Raw genomic sequence first — 14,411 nt, 5'->3', positions numbered from 1 at the left:
CGGCGCGTCAGCGCAGTTCGGCCGCGGTGACCAGGCGGATGTGGGCGGCGGCCCAGGCGCGGGTCATCTCCCGCGGGTCGTCGGCCGCGAGCGCGGCGGTGAGGGCCGCGAGCGTCTCCGCGGACGTGCGGAGGCCGGCGCGCCGCAGCGTCGCGGCCGCGCGGGCGAGGCGGTCCCGCGTCCCGGACGGCAGGCGCAGGAGGCCGCAGTGGGCGGCCTCGGCGCAGGCGGCGAGCGCCTCGTCCAGGGCCCGCGCCAGCGGATCGGGCGGGGCGGCGGGCGGGGCCCCGAGGGCGGCGGTGCCCTCGCCGGGGGCCAGGTCGGGGACGACCGGGCCGTCGGCCGTCAGCACGGCGAACGGGTCGATGACCAGGCCCCCGCGGTCCTTGCGGACGGCGCCGGAGACGAACCGGGGCCCCGCCGCGAGCGCCCCGGCCAGGACGTCCAGCGCGGCGGGGCTGTGCGGGCTGTAGTCGGCGGAGACGACGGCGGGGGTGCCCGCCGCGTCGGCGACCACGGCCTCCAGCCGCTGCGCCCCGGGGTGGTAGCCGATGTCGCGGACCTCGGCGATCTCGACGACCCGGACCAGCTCCGCCTCCACGCGGGGCCGCACGAGGCGGGGCGGCAGCGCGTCCAGGGCCCGCCCCTCGGCGGCCAGGTCGCGCACGAGCAGCGCCGCGGGCAGTCTCTCCCAGGTGTCGCCGAGCGGGGTGACCGTCGTCTTGGCGATCCGCCCGGCGGTGACCCGGACGACCCGCCCGGCGCTGCGCGAGGCGCTCTCCGACACGACGTTCGCGGCGGCGAGGGACCGCAGCGGCGACCCGAGCACGCGGCGCCCGGCGAGGTCGGCGCCGGTGAGCCGGTCTCCGTCCGGGACGTCCCAGCGCCGTTTCAGCACCAGGACGATGCCGGTCCCGGTGTGGGCGAGGAAGACGTCGGCGGTGCGGGCCGCGGGCGTGCCCGCGACGCGGCAGCCGAGGGCGGCGAGACGGACGCGGCGCAGCGGCGTGTCCGCGGACTCCTGCGTGCCGAGCACCTGGGAGCGGGCGGCGCCGCCGCGTGCGGCGCGGTGCCGGGCGTGGAGCTCGGCGAGCAGCTCCGCGACGCGCGCCGGGTCGTGGTCGGCGCGGCGGTCGTGGTGGGCGGCCAGCTGCTCGGCCAGGTCGCCGAGCGCGGCGGCGGGCCAGTGCAGGCCGGCCGCCCCGAGGTCGGCGGCGGCGCGGCCCAGCGCGGTCGCGAGGACGGGCCCGGCGTGCGCCGCGCCCTCCAGGAGGACCTGGTCGGCGAGGTCGAGCGCGGCGTCCAGGCCGTCCCCGCCGGTCCCCGGGGAGCCGGCGCCCTCCGGGCCGCCGACCTCCAGCCGGATCTCCTCGCCCGCCAGGCCGCGCTCGTCGGCGGCGCGGAAGGCCCAGACGGCGAGCACGGTGACCTCGCCGCGCACCGCCGCGACCGCGTCGGTGTGGACGTAGCCGAGTTCCTCCGGCACCAGGAACCGGACCGTGCAGGTCTGCAGCTCGACCTGCGCCACCGGGTCCTGCGCGGTGGGGCGGCGGATCTTCGCCGGGTACCCGGCGCGCAGGGCGCGGCGCGCGGCGGTGAGGGCCCGCCGCCCGAGGACGCGGGCAAGCGCGTCGTCGTCGAAGGCGCCCGGCGACCAGCCGGCCGCCTGCACGGGCGCCGCGGGCTCCTCCGGCTCCGCGGCGGTCCGCTGGTAGGCAAGGACGAGGCAGATCCGGTGGCGGCACGTGCCGGTCGCCGCGCAGGAGCAGCGCGCGGCCTCCAGCCCCGCCCCGGCGGGCAGGGACGCGGTGGTGCCGTCGGGGAAGGCGCCGTCGACCCCGCCGTCCGGGGAGACGGTGATCTCCGGACCGTTGCCGGCGTCCAGGTCCTTGGCGGCGCGCTTGACCAGGCCGCGGTTGGCGAGGGCGGCGAGCGCGTCCGGGGTCAGCGCGAGCAGGTCGGCGCGGGTCACCGGCCGATCCTTTCCGCGACGAACGCGGCGAGCTGCCCCGGCGTCATCGCGCCGACGTGGGCGCCCTCGTCGGCGAGGCGCTGCGCCGTCCTGCGGTCGTAGGAGGGGTTCGCCTCCTCGTCGAGCGCCGCCAGCCCGAGCACCTGCGTGCCCTGCTGGACGAGCCGCCGCACCTCCTCGACCAGCCGGTACTCGTTGCCGCCCTCGTAGAAGTCGGTGATGACCGCGACGATCGACCGGCGCGGGTTCTCGACCAGGCCGGCCCCGTAGGCCACGGCGCGGCCGATGTCGGTGCCGCCGCCGAGCTGCACCTTCATCAGCAGCTCGGCGGGGTCGGTCACGTCGGAGGTCAGGTCGACGACGGAGGTGTCGAACGCGACGAGGTGCGTCTTGAGGCCGGGCAGCCCCCACAGGCAGGCGGCGGTGACGGCCGCGTGCACGACGGACCCGAGCATGGAGCCGGACTGGTCGACGAGCAGGATCATCTGCCACTGCTCGACGTGCCGCCTCGTCCGGGACACGAACCGCGGGTTCTCGATGTAGAGGCGGCGCTCGTCCGGCCGGTAGTGGGCGAGGTTGGCGCGGACGGTGCCGTGGAAGTCGAAGTTGCGGGAGTTCTTCACCCGGCTCGGCCGGCGCGAGCGGGTGCCGTGGAACGCCTGCCGGACCTCGGTCGCCAGCCGCTCCATCAGCTGCCGCACGACGGCCTCCACGATCCTGCGGGCCAGCGCGAGGACCTCGGGGTTCATCAGGTGCTTGGTCCGCAGCACGGCGCGCAGCAGCGCCTCGTCCGGGTCGATGCGCTCCAGCACGGCCGGGTCGGTGACGATCTCGTGGATCTCGTACCGCTCGACGGCGTCGCGTTCGAGCCGCTCGATCGTCTCCTTGGGGAAGAGCCGGTGCACGGCGTCGAGCCAGTCGACGGTGGTGAGCTGGGACGGCCCGATCCCGCCGGTGCGGTCCTCGGACCGGACGGGCTCGCCGTCGCCGCCCCCGCCGTCACCGCGCCGCACGCCGCGCCTGGCGAGGTCGGGGTCGCGCCCGTACAGCCAGCCGAGGGCCGCGTCCCGTTCGGCGGCCTCGCCGTCGAGCGCGCCCGTGCACGACTCGGCGGGCGAGCCGAGGACGAGCCGCCAGCGTTCCAGGTCGGGCGGGATCACGAGGCCTCCTCGCTGGGCTGTGCGGTGGGCGGGTCCTGCTCGTCGGCCGCGAGGCCCGCCGCCGCGAGGGCCCTGTCCACGCGGGCGTCGAGCGCGAGGGCCTCGGCGATGAGCATCGGCGCCTCCGGCGCGCGCAGCAGCGTGCGGGCGGAGCCGCGCAGGTTCCGGCGGTCCAGCAGCCCCTGGGCGATGGTCGCGCGCTCGCGGGGCGGGAAGAACTCGAACGCCTGCCGCAGCGCGGGCAGCGCGATGAGGAAGTCGTCCTCGTCCAGCCCGGCGACCAGCTCGTCCAGCACGCCGAGCAGTGCGGTGCCCGAGTCGAGCACCTCCTGCCTGGCCAGCGCGAACAGCCCGGCGAGCCAGTCGCCGAACGTCGCCGGGGCGGCGGCGCCGCGCAGCGCCCGGGCGGCGTCGGAGGCGTCGCCGAGGGCGCGGGCGAGCCCGAACGCGGCGCCGCGCAGGTCGGGCGGGGCGCCGGATCCGGCGGCGACGCGGCGTGCGACGCCGAGCGCCGCGGCCCGGTCGAGGCGCAGCGCGCCGGAGGCGTGCAGCAGCGCGTCGCGGACGGCGGCGAGCGCGCGGAGCCGGCGCAGGTCGGCGGGCGCGGGCCCGCCGCGCACGCCCTCGGCCAGCCACAGGATCCGGTCGGCGCACTCCTCGATGACCGTCCCGAACAGCGGGCTGCCGGCCGTGCCGAGGACGCGGTCGTGCCGCCACAGCCCGAGGACGGATTCCAGCGCGGCGCCGAGCGCGGCGATGTCGGAGGCGCCCGCGACCCCGGCGGAGATCGACTCGGCGATCCGGCCGGACTGGTCCGCGCATCCGCACAGCGCCGCGTCGAACAGCACGGCGGCGAGGCGCTCCATGTCGGCGCCCGCGGCGTTCATCCGCTCGTCCAGGGCGGCCGACGCGGCGTCGGCCAGCGTCGGCCCGTAGGCGCCCGCCTCGATGAGCGCGGCGTGGCGGCGCCCGTCGCGGTCGGACGCGTCGACGGTCCAGCGCTCCTCGAGCACCGGGTCGGCGCCCGTGGCGGGGCCCGAGTCGCGGTGCGCGAACGGGATCCGCAGGACGCGCAGCCGGTGCAGGGCCCGGCTGCGATCCAGCCCGCGCGGGGTCGCCAGCTTCAGCGCGACCGGGCCGTCGCGGCCGAGCCCGAGCCGCGCGAGCTCGGCCGTCACATGGCCGACGAGCGGCGGGGCGGGCGTGCCGGCGTGCAGGCGACCGGTCCGGTCGCCGCTCAGCGCGTCGACCATCTCGGCGACGGCCGGATGCGCCCCCGGCGCGAGCGCGCCGCGGGAGGTCCACGGGAGCCGCTGGTCGAGGTCGTCGTTCACCAGCGCGGCCACCAGGCCGTCGAGCAGGTCGGTGCGGGCCGGCGCGGGGTGGCCGCGCAGGCGGGTGAGGCCGCCGGTGAGGGTGCGGGCGGCGATCAGGTCGGCGGTCGACACGACCTGCCCGCGCTCGCGCAGCCGGGCCACGACCGTCTCCACCAGCGCCCCGGCGGCCGCGTCGGGGCCGTCCTCCCAGAGCCGCTGGTAGTACTCGGGCGACGGCATGCCCGACTGGTAGCCGGTGAACGCGTCGAGGCGCCGGAACGAGTACGGGACGAGGAAGCTGCCGCCGATGGCGTCGCCGGGCGGCTCGGGCACGCTCGGCCACGCCGTGCCGCCGGACGCGGCGAGCGCTTCGAGCGCCGGCTTGTGGAAGCCGCCGGTCACCACGACGACGGGGCGGTCTCCGGCGTCGGCCTCGGCCGCCCGCACCCACTCCGCCATGTAGGACTCGCGGGCGGTGTCGTCCTCCCCGGCCTCCGCCTCGCCCCGCAGGAGCCCGAAGTACGCGTCGAGCCGCTCCCCCGCCCCCTCGGCGTCGATCTCGAACAGGTGGTCCCAGAGGATGTCGGTGTTGTCGACGGCGAACTCCCGGCACAGCCGCGCGGTCACCTCGGCGTAGCGGCGCTCGGCGTCGGCGTAGCGGTTGCTGCGGCCGGCGAACGCCGGGTGCCACGCGGGCAGGTCGATGAACCGCAGCTCCGCCCCGGCGGCGCGGCCCTCGTTCAGCGCGACCCATTCCGGGGAGTAGGCGCAGAACGGCGACCAGGACGCGTGCACGCGCTCGTCGTCCCGGTAGTAGCTGTAGACCGCGACGGGCGGCGCGTGGCCGAGGAGCAGCTCGCCGATCCGGTCCCCGAAGTCGGCGGGCCCCTCCACCAGCACGTACGCGGGGCGCAGCCGCCGGATCGTCTCCCGGACGAGCCGGGCGCAGGCGGGGCTGTGGTGCCGGACGCCGACGAACGTGACGGCCATCAGCCGGGCAGCAGGTGCCGGGCGGCGTGCAGCGCCTTCCACTGCTCCCCGTCGCGGCGGGCCGCCTGCTGCTCCAGGTAGCGGCGCAGCCGGGCCAGGTCCTCGGGGTTGTCCTTGGCGGCGGTGCCGGCGAGGCACTCGACGATGTCGGCGGCCCCGCCCTCCTCGCCGCGCAGGAACCAGCCGCGCACGCCGACCTGGTGGGCGACCGACACCGCCTCGGCGGTGCTCATCACCGCCGAGAGCCGGTCCATCGAGCGGCCCTCCTCGGTGGTGGCGTCGCGCAGCTCCCGGAACACGGTGACGAGCACCTCCAGGACGTCGCGGCGCGGCGCGACCTGCACGCCGCTGTGCTCCAGCAGCCTCCCCGCCTCCTGCTCGACCAGGTCGAGCTCGGTCGCGAAGTCCGCGATCGGGAAGACGGTCTCGAAGTTGAACCGCCGCTTGAGCGCGGCGCTCATCTCGTTGACGCCGCGGTCGCGGGTGTTGGCGGTCGCGATGATGTTGAACCCGTCGCGGGCGAACACCATCGCGTCCGCGCTCTGCCCCCCGTGGGAGGCCGCCCCGCCGCCGGCGGCCGCGCGGGACAGCTCGGGGATCGCCAGGACGCGGTCGGACAGCGGCGACAGCAGCGAGTCCTGCACCTCCAGCGGGCAGCGGGTGATCTCCTCGAACCGGACGACCCTCCCCTCGGCCATCCCGGTGAGCAGCGGCGCCGGGACGAGGGAGCGCGTGGACGGCCCCTCCGACACCAGCAGCGCGTAGTTCCACGAGTACTTGATCTGGTCCTCGGTGGTGGCCGCGCCGCCCTGGATCGTCAGCGTGGAGGTGCCGCTGACCGCGGCCGCGATCAGCTCCGACAGCAGCGACTTCGCCGTCCCGGGCTCGCCGACGAGCATCAGCCCCCGGCTGGTGGCGAGGGTGACCAGGGCCCGGTCGATGAGGGCGGTGTCGCCGACGAACTTGCGGCGGACGCCGAGCGCCTCGTCCCCGACGATGAACCGCCGCGCGGCCGTCAGGCCGAGCGCCCAGCCGGGCGGCCTCGGCCCGGTGTCGCTCTCGCGGAGCCTGTCCAGCTCGTCGGCGAACCGGACCTCCGCCGGCGGCCGCTGATACTCCGCCGTCCCCGCGTCCACGTCCTCGGACCCCTCCGAGGGATGATCTTTCATGCCCCCCAACGCTAGGGGACCCGTCGGACACTCCGCCCAGAGATCCCCATCTTCCCCACCGGCCCGGAGGATCGCGGGCGGGCGGGGCTGTCGGCGGGGGCGGCCGGCATGCGCGACATGATCTTGGTGACGGGGGCGGGCGGGGCCGTGGGACCTGGTCGGCGCGATGGGCCCCGGCCAGACCCGGCACGAGCTCAACCTCATCGAGGCGGCGACCGCCGCCGGTGTGTCCCGGGTCGTCAAGCTGTCGGTCTGGCGGGCCGACGAGGAACTGACGCCCATCGCCGGGCCGCCGCCCACGTGCTCACCACCGACGGTCACGACGGCCGCGTCCACGCCCTCACGGGCCCCGAGGCGCTGACCTATGGCGCGGCCGCCGAGGTGCTCTCCCGCGTCCTGGACAGGCCGGTCCGCTTCGTCGAACTGGAGGACGCCGACGCCCGCGCGGCCATGCTGGAACGCGGCCTGCCCGCGTACCACGCCGACGCCCTGATCGAGGTGAGCCGTCGAGCTGTTCGCCGCCCGCATCGAGCAGGGGCAGCGGGACGGCGACGTCGACCGGGACGTGGACGCCAGAGCGCAGGCGCTCCTCCTCCAGACCACCCTCGCCGGGCTGCGGGTCATGGCGAAGACGTTCGACCGGCCGGCCCTGTACCGGATCATCGACACCGCCCTGGCGGCCTTCTAGGCGCGGGAACTCGGGCGACGGCCCTTTTCCGCGCCCTCATTTTTGACCTCTAGTTCAAGAACCTGTCGGTTCACGAAAGGCAGATCATGGATCTCGGCATCGGCGGCAGGACCGCTCTGGTCACCGGCGCGAGTCGCGGCATCGGCCTCGCGATCGCCCGGACCCTGGCCGCGGAGGGCGTCCGGGTGGTGGGCGCCGCCCGCACCGTCACCCCCGAGCTGGAGAAGGCCGCCGCCGCGGCCGTGTCCGTCGACCTGAGCACCCGCGGCGGGGCGACGTCGATCGTCGATGAGGCGCTCGCCGCGGTCGGCGGGATCGACTTCCTCGTCAACAACGTCGGCGCGGGCGACCCGGACGGGCTGACCCTCGGCGGGTTCCTCGACGTCGGCGACGAGCAGTGGCGGAGGATGTTCGACCTCAACCTGTTCAGCGCGGTGTGGACCACCAGGGCGGCGTTGCCGAGCATCCTGGAGCGCAGGGGCGCGATCGTGAACATCTCCTCGATCAACGCCCGCATGCCCGGCGGCTCGCCAGTCGGCTACGCGGAGGCCAAGGCGGCGCTGGTCCAGTTCGGGAAGCGGCTCAGCGAGGAGATGGCGCCGCGCGGCGTCCGCGTGAACACCGTCTCCCCGGGCGTCGTCGCCAGCCCGCTCTGGACCGACCCGGACGGTTTCGGCGGCAAGGTGGCCGCCGCATCCGGGATCGGCCACGACGACCTCCTCGCGGGCCCTGCCCGGTCAGTTCCGCATCGCCTCGGGGCGCCTCACCGAACCCGAGGAGGTCGCGGACCTGGTCGCCTTCCTGCTGTCCGGCCGCGCCACCAGCATCCACGGCGCCGACCACGTCATCGACGGCGGCACCCTCAAGACCACCTGACAGGGGCGCACGCGGCCGCTCGCCCCCTGGGGGCGGGCGGCCGATGCCTAGGGCGCGGGAGCCGGACGGCCCAGCGCGTTCCTCAAGGCTTCGGTGAGGCGGTGGACGTCAGCCTCGGTGGTGCGCCAGTTGCTGAAGGCGGCGCGGAGCGCGGGGACCCCGGCATACGTGGTCGGGGTGAGGAACGCGTCGTCCTTCAGGTCGGCGGCGAGGTCGGCGAGCCGCTCGGCGGTGGGGTCCTCGGCCAGCGTGAAGCACACGACGTTCAGGCGGACCGGTGCCAGCAGGCGCAGTCCGGGGATCGCCTCGACGGCCCGTCCGAGGGCGTGGGCGCAGGCGGTGTTCCGCTGGACGATCTCGCGGTGCCCGTCCCGCCCGTAGGCCCGCAAGGTGAACCAGGCGGCGAGCGCGCGCAGGCGGCGGGAGTTCTCCGGGGTGAGGTGGACGGGGTCGGGCGTTTCGCCGAGCGGGCCGAGATAGGCGGCGGCGTTCTGGAACACCCGGGTCTGGAGGCGACGGTGGCGGGTGAACTGCACGGCGCTGTCGTAGGGGACGTTCAGCCATTTGTGCAGGTCGACGCAGATGGAGTCGGCGGCGTCGAGTCCGGTGACCAGGTCCGCGTGGTCCGGCGACAGCGCCGCGAAGGCGCCGAAGGCGGCGTCGACGTGCAGCCAGAACTCGTGGCGTTCGCGCAGGGCGGCGATGGCGCGGAGGTCGTCGAAGTCGACCGTGTTGACCGTGCCGGCGTTGGCGACCACGATCGCCGGGCCGTCCGCCCCGGCCAGCGCCCGCTCCAGCGCCTCGGGGTCGACCGCCTCCCGGCAGGGCAGAACCGGCACCTGGACCAGCGAGGCGCGGCCGAGGCCGAGGAGGGACAGGCCCTTCCCGATGCTCGAATGCGGGCTGCCGGACAGGACGCGCACCCGCCCCAGCGCCGCAGTGCCCTCCTCCGCCACGGTGACGCCCCTGCGCTCGCCGAGCCATTCGCGGGCGATGGCCAGGCCCACCGTGTTGGACATGGTCGCGCCGCTGACGAACGCCCCCTCGTGCGCGGCGCCGAGACCGAACAGCTCGCGCAGCCAGCCGACCGTCCGGCGTTCGAGCTCCGGGCCCGCGCCGTCGAGCGCCGACGTGGGGTTCTGGTCGGCGGCCGCGGTCAGCCAGTCGCCCGCCAGCGCGGCCGGCGTGACGCCGCCCGTGACGAAGCCCAGGTAACGGGGCCCGGCGCTGGCGGACAGCAGCGGAGCCCACTCGCGGGTGAACTCCGTGAGCGCCTCCGCCAGCCCGGCGCCCTCCTCGGGGAGCGGTCCGGGGCCGGGCAGGTGCAGCGGCGGGACGACCGGCTGCTCGTGCAGGCGACCGAGGAGGTCGTTCGCACTCAGGCCGACCGTCCGCAGGAGATCTGGAAGCCGGGCGAGATCTGCGGCGAGGCGTGGATGCATGAGCGGAACGGTATCCAGGGCGGCGTCCGAGATCCCGATCCAATTTTGGCAAACTGGACCAGTGCGTACTACCGACCTCCAGTTGGCCTCAGCGCTGGGGGCGTGGCGAAGACCGGGCGTGGCGCTGGCGCGGGCGCTGGCCGACGCGGTCGGCGGCGCCGCCCTGGACGGCCGGTTGCGGGTCGGCTCCCCGCTTCCCGCCGAACGCCGTGCCGCCGCCGCGCTCGGCGTGAGCCGGGGGACCCTGACCGCGGCGCTGGACATCCTCCGCGTCGAGGGATGGGTCGACACGCGCCACGGCAGCGGGAGCACGCTGCGGCTTCCGCCGGAGGCGGCGATGCGCCTCGCCCCGGTCTCGGCCGTCGGCGAGGACGGCGCCATCGACCTGCGGAGCGCCGTGCCGGCCGCGCCCCACACGGCGTACCAGCAGGCGCTGCTGAGAGCGGCCGAGCGCTCCGGCCCGGTCCTGGCCGAGAGCGGAGAGACCGGCCCGGGGCTGCCGGCGCTGCGCTCACTGATCGCGGGCCGCTACACGGAGGAAGGGCTCGTCACGCGGCCCGAGCAGATACTGATCACCTCGGGGGCTCGCGCGGCCCTCGCGCTGCTGACGGCGCACCTGCGTCCCCGGGCCGCGGCCGTGGAGATCCCCGCCTATCCCGCCGTGCTGGCCGGCTTCCGGGCCTCCGGAACCCGCCTGGCCGGCTTCCGGGTCGCCGCGGACGGCTGGGACCTGGACCAGCTCCACGACGCGTTCCGGGCCGCGGCGGGCGGGGTGGCCTACCTGGTCCCCGACTTCCAGAACCCGACCGGTGCGCTCATGCCGGACGCCGCCCGGCGCACCGTGGCCCGGCTGGCCGAACGGTATCGGGTGACCGTGATGGCGGACGAGACCATGCGCGATCTCGACCTGCGCCCGGCACCGTCGCCGCTCGAGCGGATACCCCGCGCCGTCCTCGTCGGATCGGCGGCCAAGACGGTCTGGGGCGGCCTGCGGGTCGGCTGGATCCGCGGAACGGCGGCGCTGGTCGGCGAACTGGCCTGCCATCCCCTGTGCGAACCGCTGTCTGCGGCGCCGACGCAGCAGCTGGTCGCCGCCGAACTCCTCCGCGACCCCGCGCGGGTCCTGGACCACCGGCGGACGGCCCTGCGCCGGCAGCGCGACCACCTCAGCGGGCTGCTGGCCGGAGACAGCCGCTGGCGGTTCACGGTCCCGCCCGGAGGGCTCGCGCTCTGGTTGCGCCTGACCGACGTGCGCTCTGACGTCGTCGCGGCCCAGTCAAGCGCGTACGGGCTCGAACTCTCACCCGGGCAGTCCTTCGCGGCCGACGCGACCTGCGCGCACCATCTGCGCCTCCCCTACACCTCGCCGATCACCACGCTGGACCGCGTCGCCGCCGTCCTGGACGCCGCGTGCGGCGGCCAGGGCCAGGGCCCGCGGGTCCCGGGCCCCGGCCGGTGAGAGGTCGCTCAGGTGGTCGTGCCGCTCACTTCTCCGCCTTCTCCGCGAGGGCGGTCAGGTCGGAGAGGATCTCGGACGCCATGACGGGGTGCAGCTCGCCGAACGTCAGCGGGGTGCCCCTGCTGGGCCAGAAGTCGGTGGGCTCCGTCGCGAACCACACGTAGTTGAGGATCTGATGGTCGCCGGTGGCGTCGAGCGCGCCGACCGCGAAGCCGGGATCGAGGTCGATGACGACGTACCGCCGGTCGGCGACGCGGCGGTAGATCCACCGCTCGACGCCCGCGTCCAGTGGCGCGCCGCGCTCCCAGCCCAGCTTCACCAGGCCGAGGACGTCGCCGAAGGGCAGCTTGAGGCCCTCGAACCGCTCCAGCCTGCCGCTGCCGCGCTCCTGCTCGGTCAGCGCGTGCACGGGGCGGGCGAGCTGCGGGAACGGCTGCGTGATCTCGTAGTCGGCGAAGACCTCCGTCCAGGCCTTCACCGCGTCGCCGAGGTCCAGCGGGTGGGCGACGCCGACGCGGGCCGTCCCGGGGAGGGCGAACGCGTCGTCGCCGGCGTCGGCGAACGTCCGGTCCTCGGCGATGCGGAACGCGGCGGTCGTGCCGCCGTCCTCCGCCAGCCAGACCAGGCGGCGGGCGATGTGCCAGACGAGCGGGTGCCGGACGATGTACTCGCCGAACTCGGCGGGCGTCCAGCGGCGGCGGGTCACCATCGCCTGCTCCAGCCTGCGGAGCTGGTCGGCGGCGACGGTGCGGACGTCCTTCTTGAGCCCGGCGAACGCCTTGTGGGCGGCGGGCGCGAGTTCGGGGTCGTCCTTGGCACCGGGCTTGGGGAGGGACGTGCGCCGCTTGCCGTCCTCGTCGGCGACGAAGGGCTTGAGCTGCTCGTCGAACCGGACGAGGAACCTTCGCGGGCCGTAGTCGAGGGTCATGCCGCCCTCGGCGTCGAGGCCGAAGTCCGGGACGAGCCGGTCCGCGAGCTGCTCGGTGGTCAGGTCGAGCCGCTTCGCGACCTGCCGGATCCGCTCCTGCGCCTCCGCCTGGAGCCCCTTGAACTTCACCTTCTGGGCGATGCCGTGCAGGTGCATCAGCGCCACGTCGGTGCCGATCTCGGCGAGCACGTCCAGGCCGTGGACGGCGTTCTTGTGCCCGCCCTCCCCCGGCCACGCCCGGATGACCGGGGTGAGGAGCCGGACGGTGTCGTCGTCGCCGGTGCGGCCGAGCTGCCGCAGGGCCCAGGCGTCCTTGGACGGCTTGCCGGCGTCGAGCCACTGCCGGAACAGCGCCCACCCGAACTCCGCGAGGGTGCCCGGCGCGAACGCCTCCGCCAGCTCCTCGACCCCGTAGGAGGTCGGGAGGGCGAGCATCCCGACCAGGTGATCGACCGCGTCCCGGGGCAGGGCACGGTCGCGGCCCCGCAGCAGCACCTGCGGGAGCGGGGTCGGATCCAGCCACGCGCCGACCTTGGGAGGCTCCTCCAGGCCCGTCCCCAGCGGCGGGGTGGACAGCAGCGCGCGGACCGCTTCGGCGGCCTCCTCGCCGTGCGCGTCGCGGGCCGCGGCCACCACGCCGTCGAGGCCGCGCAGGTCCCGTACGTACCGCAGGGCGGTCTCGGCGCTCCGCCAGTCCTTGGGTTTGCCGCCGAGCGCCGCCGGGACCAGCAGGGGCACCGCGTCGAGCCCGTGGCGGCCGAACCACTGGCGGGCGGGGACGAGGAGCGCGCCGCGCTTGACGAGACCTCCCGCCATGAACGTCGCCACGCCGCCGTCCAGGTATGGCATCAGCGGCGCGCAGCAGTAGTCGGGGAACGCCTTGGCCATCCGGATCGCCGAGGGCAGGGCGTCGAGTTCGTAGCGGGCGGCGAGAGGCCTCATCCACACGTGGGCCCACCGGACGCCGTGGCCCTTCCAGCGGGGCATGAGGGGACGGATCAGCTCCTCCGGCCCGTACACCATCAGCTGCACGTTGCCGGAGTCGTGTCCCGCGGACGTGTAGGCCTCGACCAGCGCCTCCCAGTCGGGGTCGTCAGGCTTCTCTGTCTTCGGGTCCCACTGGAGCCACTCCTCCCGCTCGCCCTCCTGCCACACGAGCCGTGGCTCCGGGACGGTGAGGCCGGTGAGCACGGGGCGCCGGGGGTTCAGCCACGGCGGGTCGGCGAGCACGGCGGGCACCTCGTCGCGCGCCGCGTCCGGAACGCGGGCGGTTGAGGCGGCGACGCGCCGGACGGCGGCGGCGACCTCCTCCGGCAGGTGGGGCAGCGCCGCGGCGACCAGTTCGGGGTTGGCCTCGATGTGGGAGGCGAGCAGGTCGTCGGCGCCCGCGAGGGCGAGCAGCCGCAGCGCCCGCATCGGGAACCGGCGCGCGGCCTCCCCGAGGGCGGCCCGGACGTGCTTGTGGTCGATCCGGTCGAGCAGCGCCTGGAATGCCTCGTCGGTCGGCAGGATCGCGACCGTCTCGTAGATGCGCTTGCGGTCGTCGGACTCCAGGTATCGGCCGTCCGCCTGAGCGAGCAGGAAGGGCAGGACGCCAGGTCCGATGCCGTCGGCCATGCTGGCCAGCACGGCCCGGGTCGCCTGGCCCCAGTGCAGGCCGCGCGCCGGGTACGGCGCCGCGAGCTGCTCCGGCTTGCCGAGCGCCGGCATCACCACCCACAGGAGGTCGCGGCGGCGCGCCTGCTGGGCCGGGGCCGCGCAGCACTCGTCGACCCAGTCCTCGCGGCTCGGGACGAGATAGGACACCAGCCAGTTCGCGCACCACCCGGACCTGTGCGCCGCGAGACGTTCCACCGCGCCGGCGTGGTCGGCGTCGGAGGCGACGGCCAGCAGCCCGCGGACGCGCTTCGCCTCCTGCTCCGGGATCTGGAGGGCGTACTCGTCCGTGATGCGCTCCGCGCCGACGGAGGTGCCGAGCCAGGTGCCGCCGCCCTTCCGGACGGGCTTCGTCCGGCTCAGCTCGACCAGGGCGCACGCCGCGAACGCGACACCGTGCTCGGCGACCCACGCGTCGACGTGCGCCCGGTGCACCTTGTCCGTGTCGTGGCCGCCCACGCCCATCGCGGTGACGGCCGCGACCACCGCAGCGCCCGCCGGATCGGGCCGCCCGTCCAGGTGCCCCCGCGCCGCCTCGGTCAGCTCGGGTTCGCCGGCGCCGCCCTGCAGCAGCGCCTCGACCACCCCGCGGCTCCGCTCCGCGAAGCCCTGGACGGCGCGCGCCGCCGTCGCCGGTCCGGCCACCTTGATCTTGGAACCGGGGGCGCCGCCGCGCCGCGCGTGCAGCGAACGCCGCCAGGCGTCCGGGATCACGAGGTCGTCCTCACCGGGGAGCTGATCTTCCATGCCGCACC

The 14,411-nt window shown here is 75.9% G+C and carries 10 protein-coding genes and 1 pseudogene; 5 read left to right on the top strand and 6 right to left on the bottom strand.

Features of this window, described 5'->3' with window-relative positions:
• Positions 1 to 7: 7 nt before the first annotated feature.
• Genes BJY14_RS36900 through BJY14_RS36885 form a run of 4 tightly spaced genes read right to left on the bottom strand, consistent with a single transcriptional unit; the run spans position 8 to position 6,607 of the window.
• A complete protein-coding gene (locus BJY14_RS36900; RefSeq protein WP_179847836.1) occupies positions 8 to 1,972 on the bottom strand; it encodes a YehQ family protein in 1,965 nt (654 codons plus the stop codon).
• Positions 1,969 to 3,132 carry a VWA domain-containing protein gene (locus BJY14_RS47510; protein ID WP_179847835.1) on the bottom strand — a complete coding sequence of 388 codons (1,164 nt, stop codon included), beginning with the start codon at positions 3,130 to 3,132 and terminating at the stop codon, positions 1,969 to 1,971. Before BJY14_RS47510 ends, BJY14_RS36900 begins: the two co-directional genes overlap by 4 nt.
• The gene (locus BJY14_RS36890; protein WP_179847834.1) at positions 3,129 to 5,438 is read right to left on the bottom strand and encodes a DUF5682 family protein; all 2,310 of its coding nucleotides are present in this window, start codon (positions 5,436 to 5,438) and stop codon (positions 3,129 to 3,131) included. Before BJY14_RS36890 ends, BJY14_RS47510 begins: the two co-directional genes overlap by 4 nt.
• Positions 5,438 to 6,607, bottom strand: coding sequence for an ATP-binding protein (locus tag BJY14_RS36885; protein ID WP_179847833.1), 1,170 nt, complete (start codon positions 6,605 to 6,607; stop codon positions 5,438 to 5,440). Before BJY14_RS36885 ends, BJY14_RS36890 begins: the two co-directional genes overlap by 1 nt.
• A 166-nt stretch (positions 6,608 to 6,773) precedes the next feature.
• On the opposite strand from BJY14_RS36885, the gene BJY14_RS36880 reads away from it, so the two are divergent.
• The 4 genes and pseudogenes from BJY14_RS36880 (at position 6,774) to BJY14_RS47505 (ending at position 8,171) form a co-directional block, all read left to right on the top strand.
• Positions 6,774 to 6,968: a hypothetical protein gene (locus BJY14_RS36880; RefSeq protein WP_179847832.1), complete on the top strand. Its 195-nt coding sequence runs from the start codon at positions 6,774 to 6,776 to the stop codon at positions 6,966 to 6,968.
• 204 nt (positions 6,969 to 7,172) lie between these two features.
• Positions 7,173 to 7,295: a hypothetical protein gene (locus tag BJY14_RS46900; RefSeq protein ID WP_281382163.1), complete on the top strand. Its 123-nt coding sequence runs from the start codon at positions 7,173 to 7,175 to the stop codon at positions 7,293 to 7,295.
• Positions 7,296 to 7,381: 86 nt separating this feature from the next.
• Positions 7,382 to 7,912 (top strand): annotated as a pseudogene (locus BJY14_RS36875) (SDR family NAD(P)-dependent oxidoreductase); the annotation flags it as partial.
• A gap of 112 nt (positions 7,913 to 8,024) precedes the next feature.
• Positions 8,025 to 8,171, top strand: coding sequence for an SDR family oxidoreductase (locus tag BJY14_RS47505; RefSeq protein WP_312879809.1), 147 nt, complete (start codon positions 8,025 to 8,027; stop codon positions 8,169 to 8,171).
• 47 nt (positions 8,172 to 8,218) lie between these two features.
• Here BJY14_RS47505 and BJY14_RS36870 read toward each other — a convergent pair whose 3' ends face one another.
• On the bottom strand, positions 8,219 to 9,613 hold the full coding sequence (locus BJY14_RS36870; protein WP_179847831.1) for a pyridoxal phosphate-dependent decarboxylase family protein: 1,395 nt from the start codon (positions 9,611 to 9,613) through the stop codon (positions 8,219 to 8,221).
• Positions 9,614 to 9,674: 61 nt separating this feature from the next.
• Between BJY14_RS36870 and BJY14_RS36865 the strand changes: the two genes are divergently transcribed.
• Positions 9,675 to 11,072, top strand: a complete 1,398-nt coding sequence (locus BJY14_RS36865) for an aminotransferase-like domain-containing protein (protein ID WP_218905754.1) — start codon at positions 9,675 to 9,677, stop codon at positions 11,070 to 11,072.
• Between the two features lie 25 nt (positions 11,073 to 11,097).
• Here BJY14_RS36865 and BJY14_RS36860 read toward each other — a convergent pair whose 3' ends face one another.
• Complete coding sequence (locus tag BJY14_RS36860; protein ID WP_179847829.1) at positions 11,098 to 14,403, bottom strand: DUF4132 domain-containing protein; 3,306 nt, start codon at positions 14,401 to 14,403, stop codon at positions 11,098 to 11,100.
• Between the last annotated feature and the right edge of the window lie 8 nt (positions 14,404 to 14,411).

The organism is Actinomadura luteofluorescens (genome assembly GCF_013409365.1).
Lineage (GTDB): Bacteria > Actinomycetota > Actinomycetes > Streptosporangiales > Streptosporangiaceae > Spirillospora > Spirillospora luteofluorescens.
This window is presented reverse-complemented; position numbering and strand designations above follow the sequence as displayed.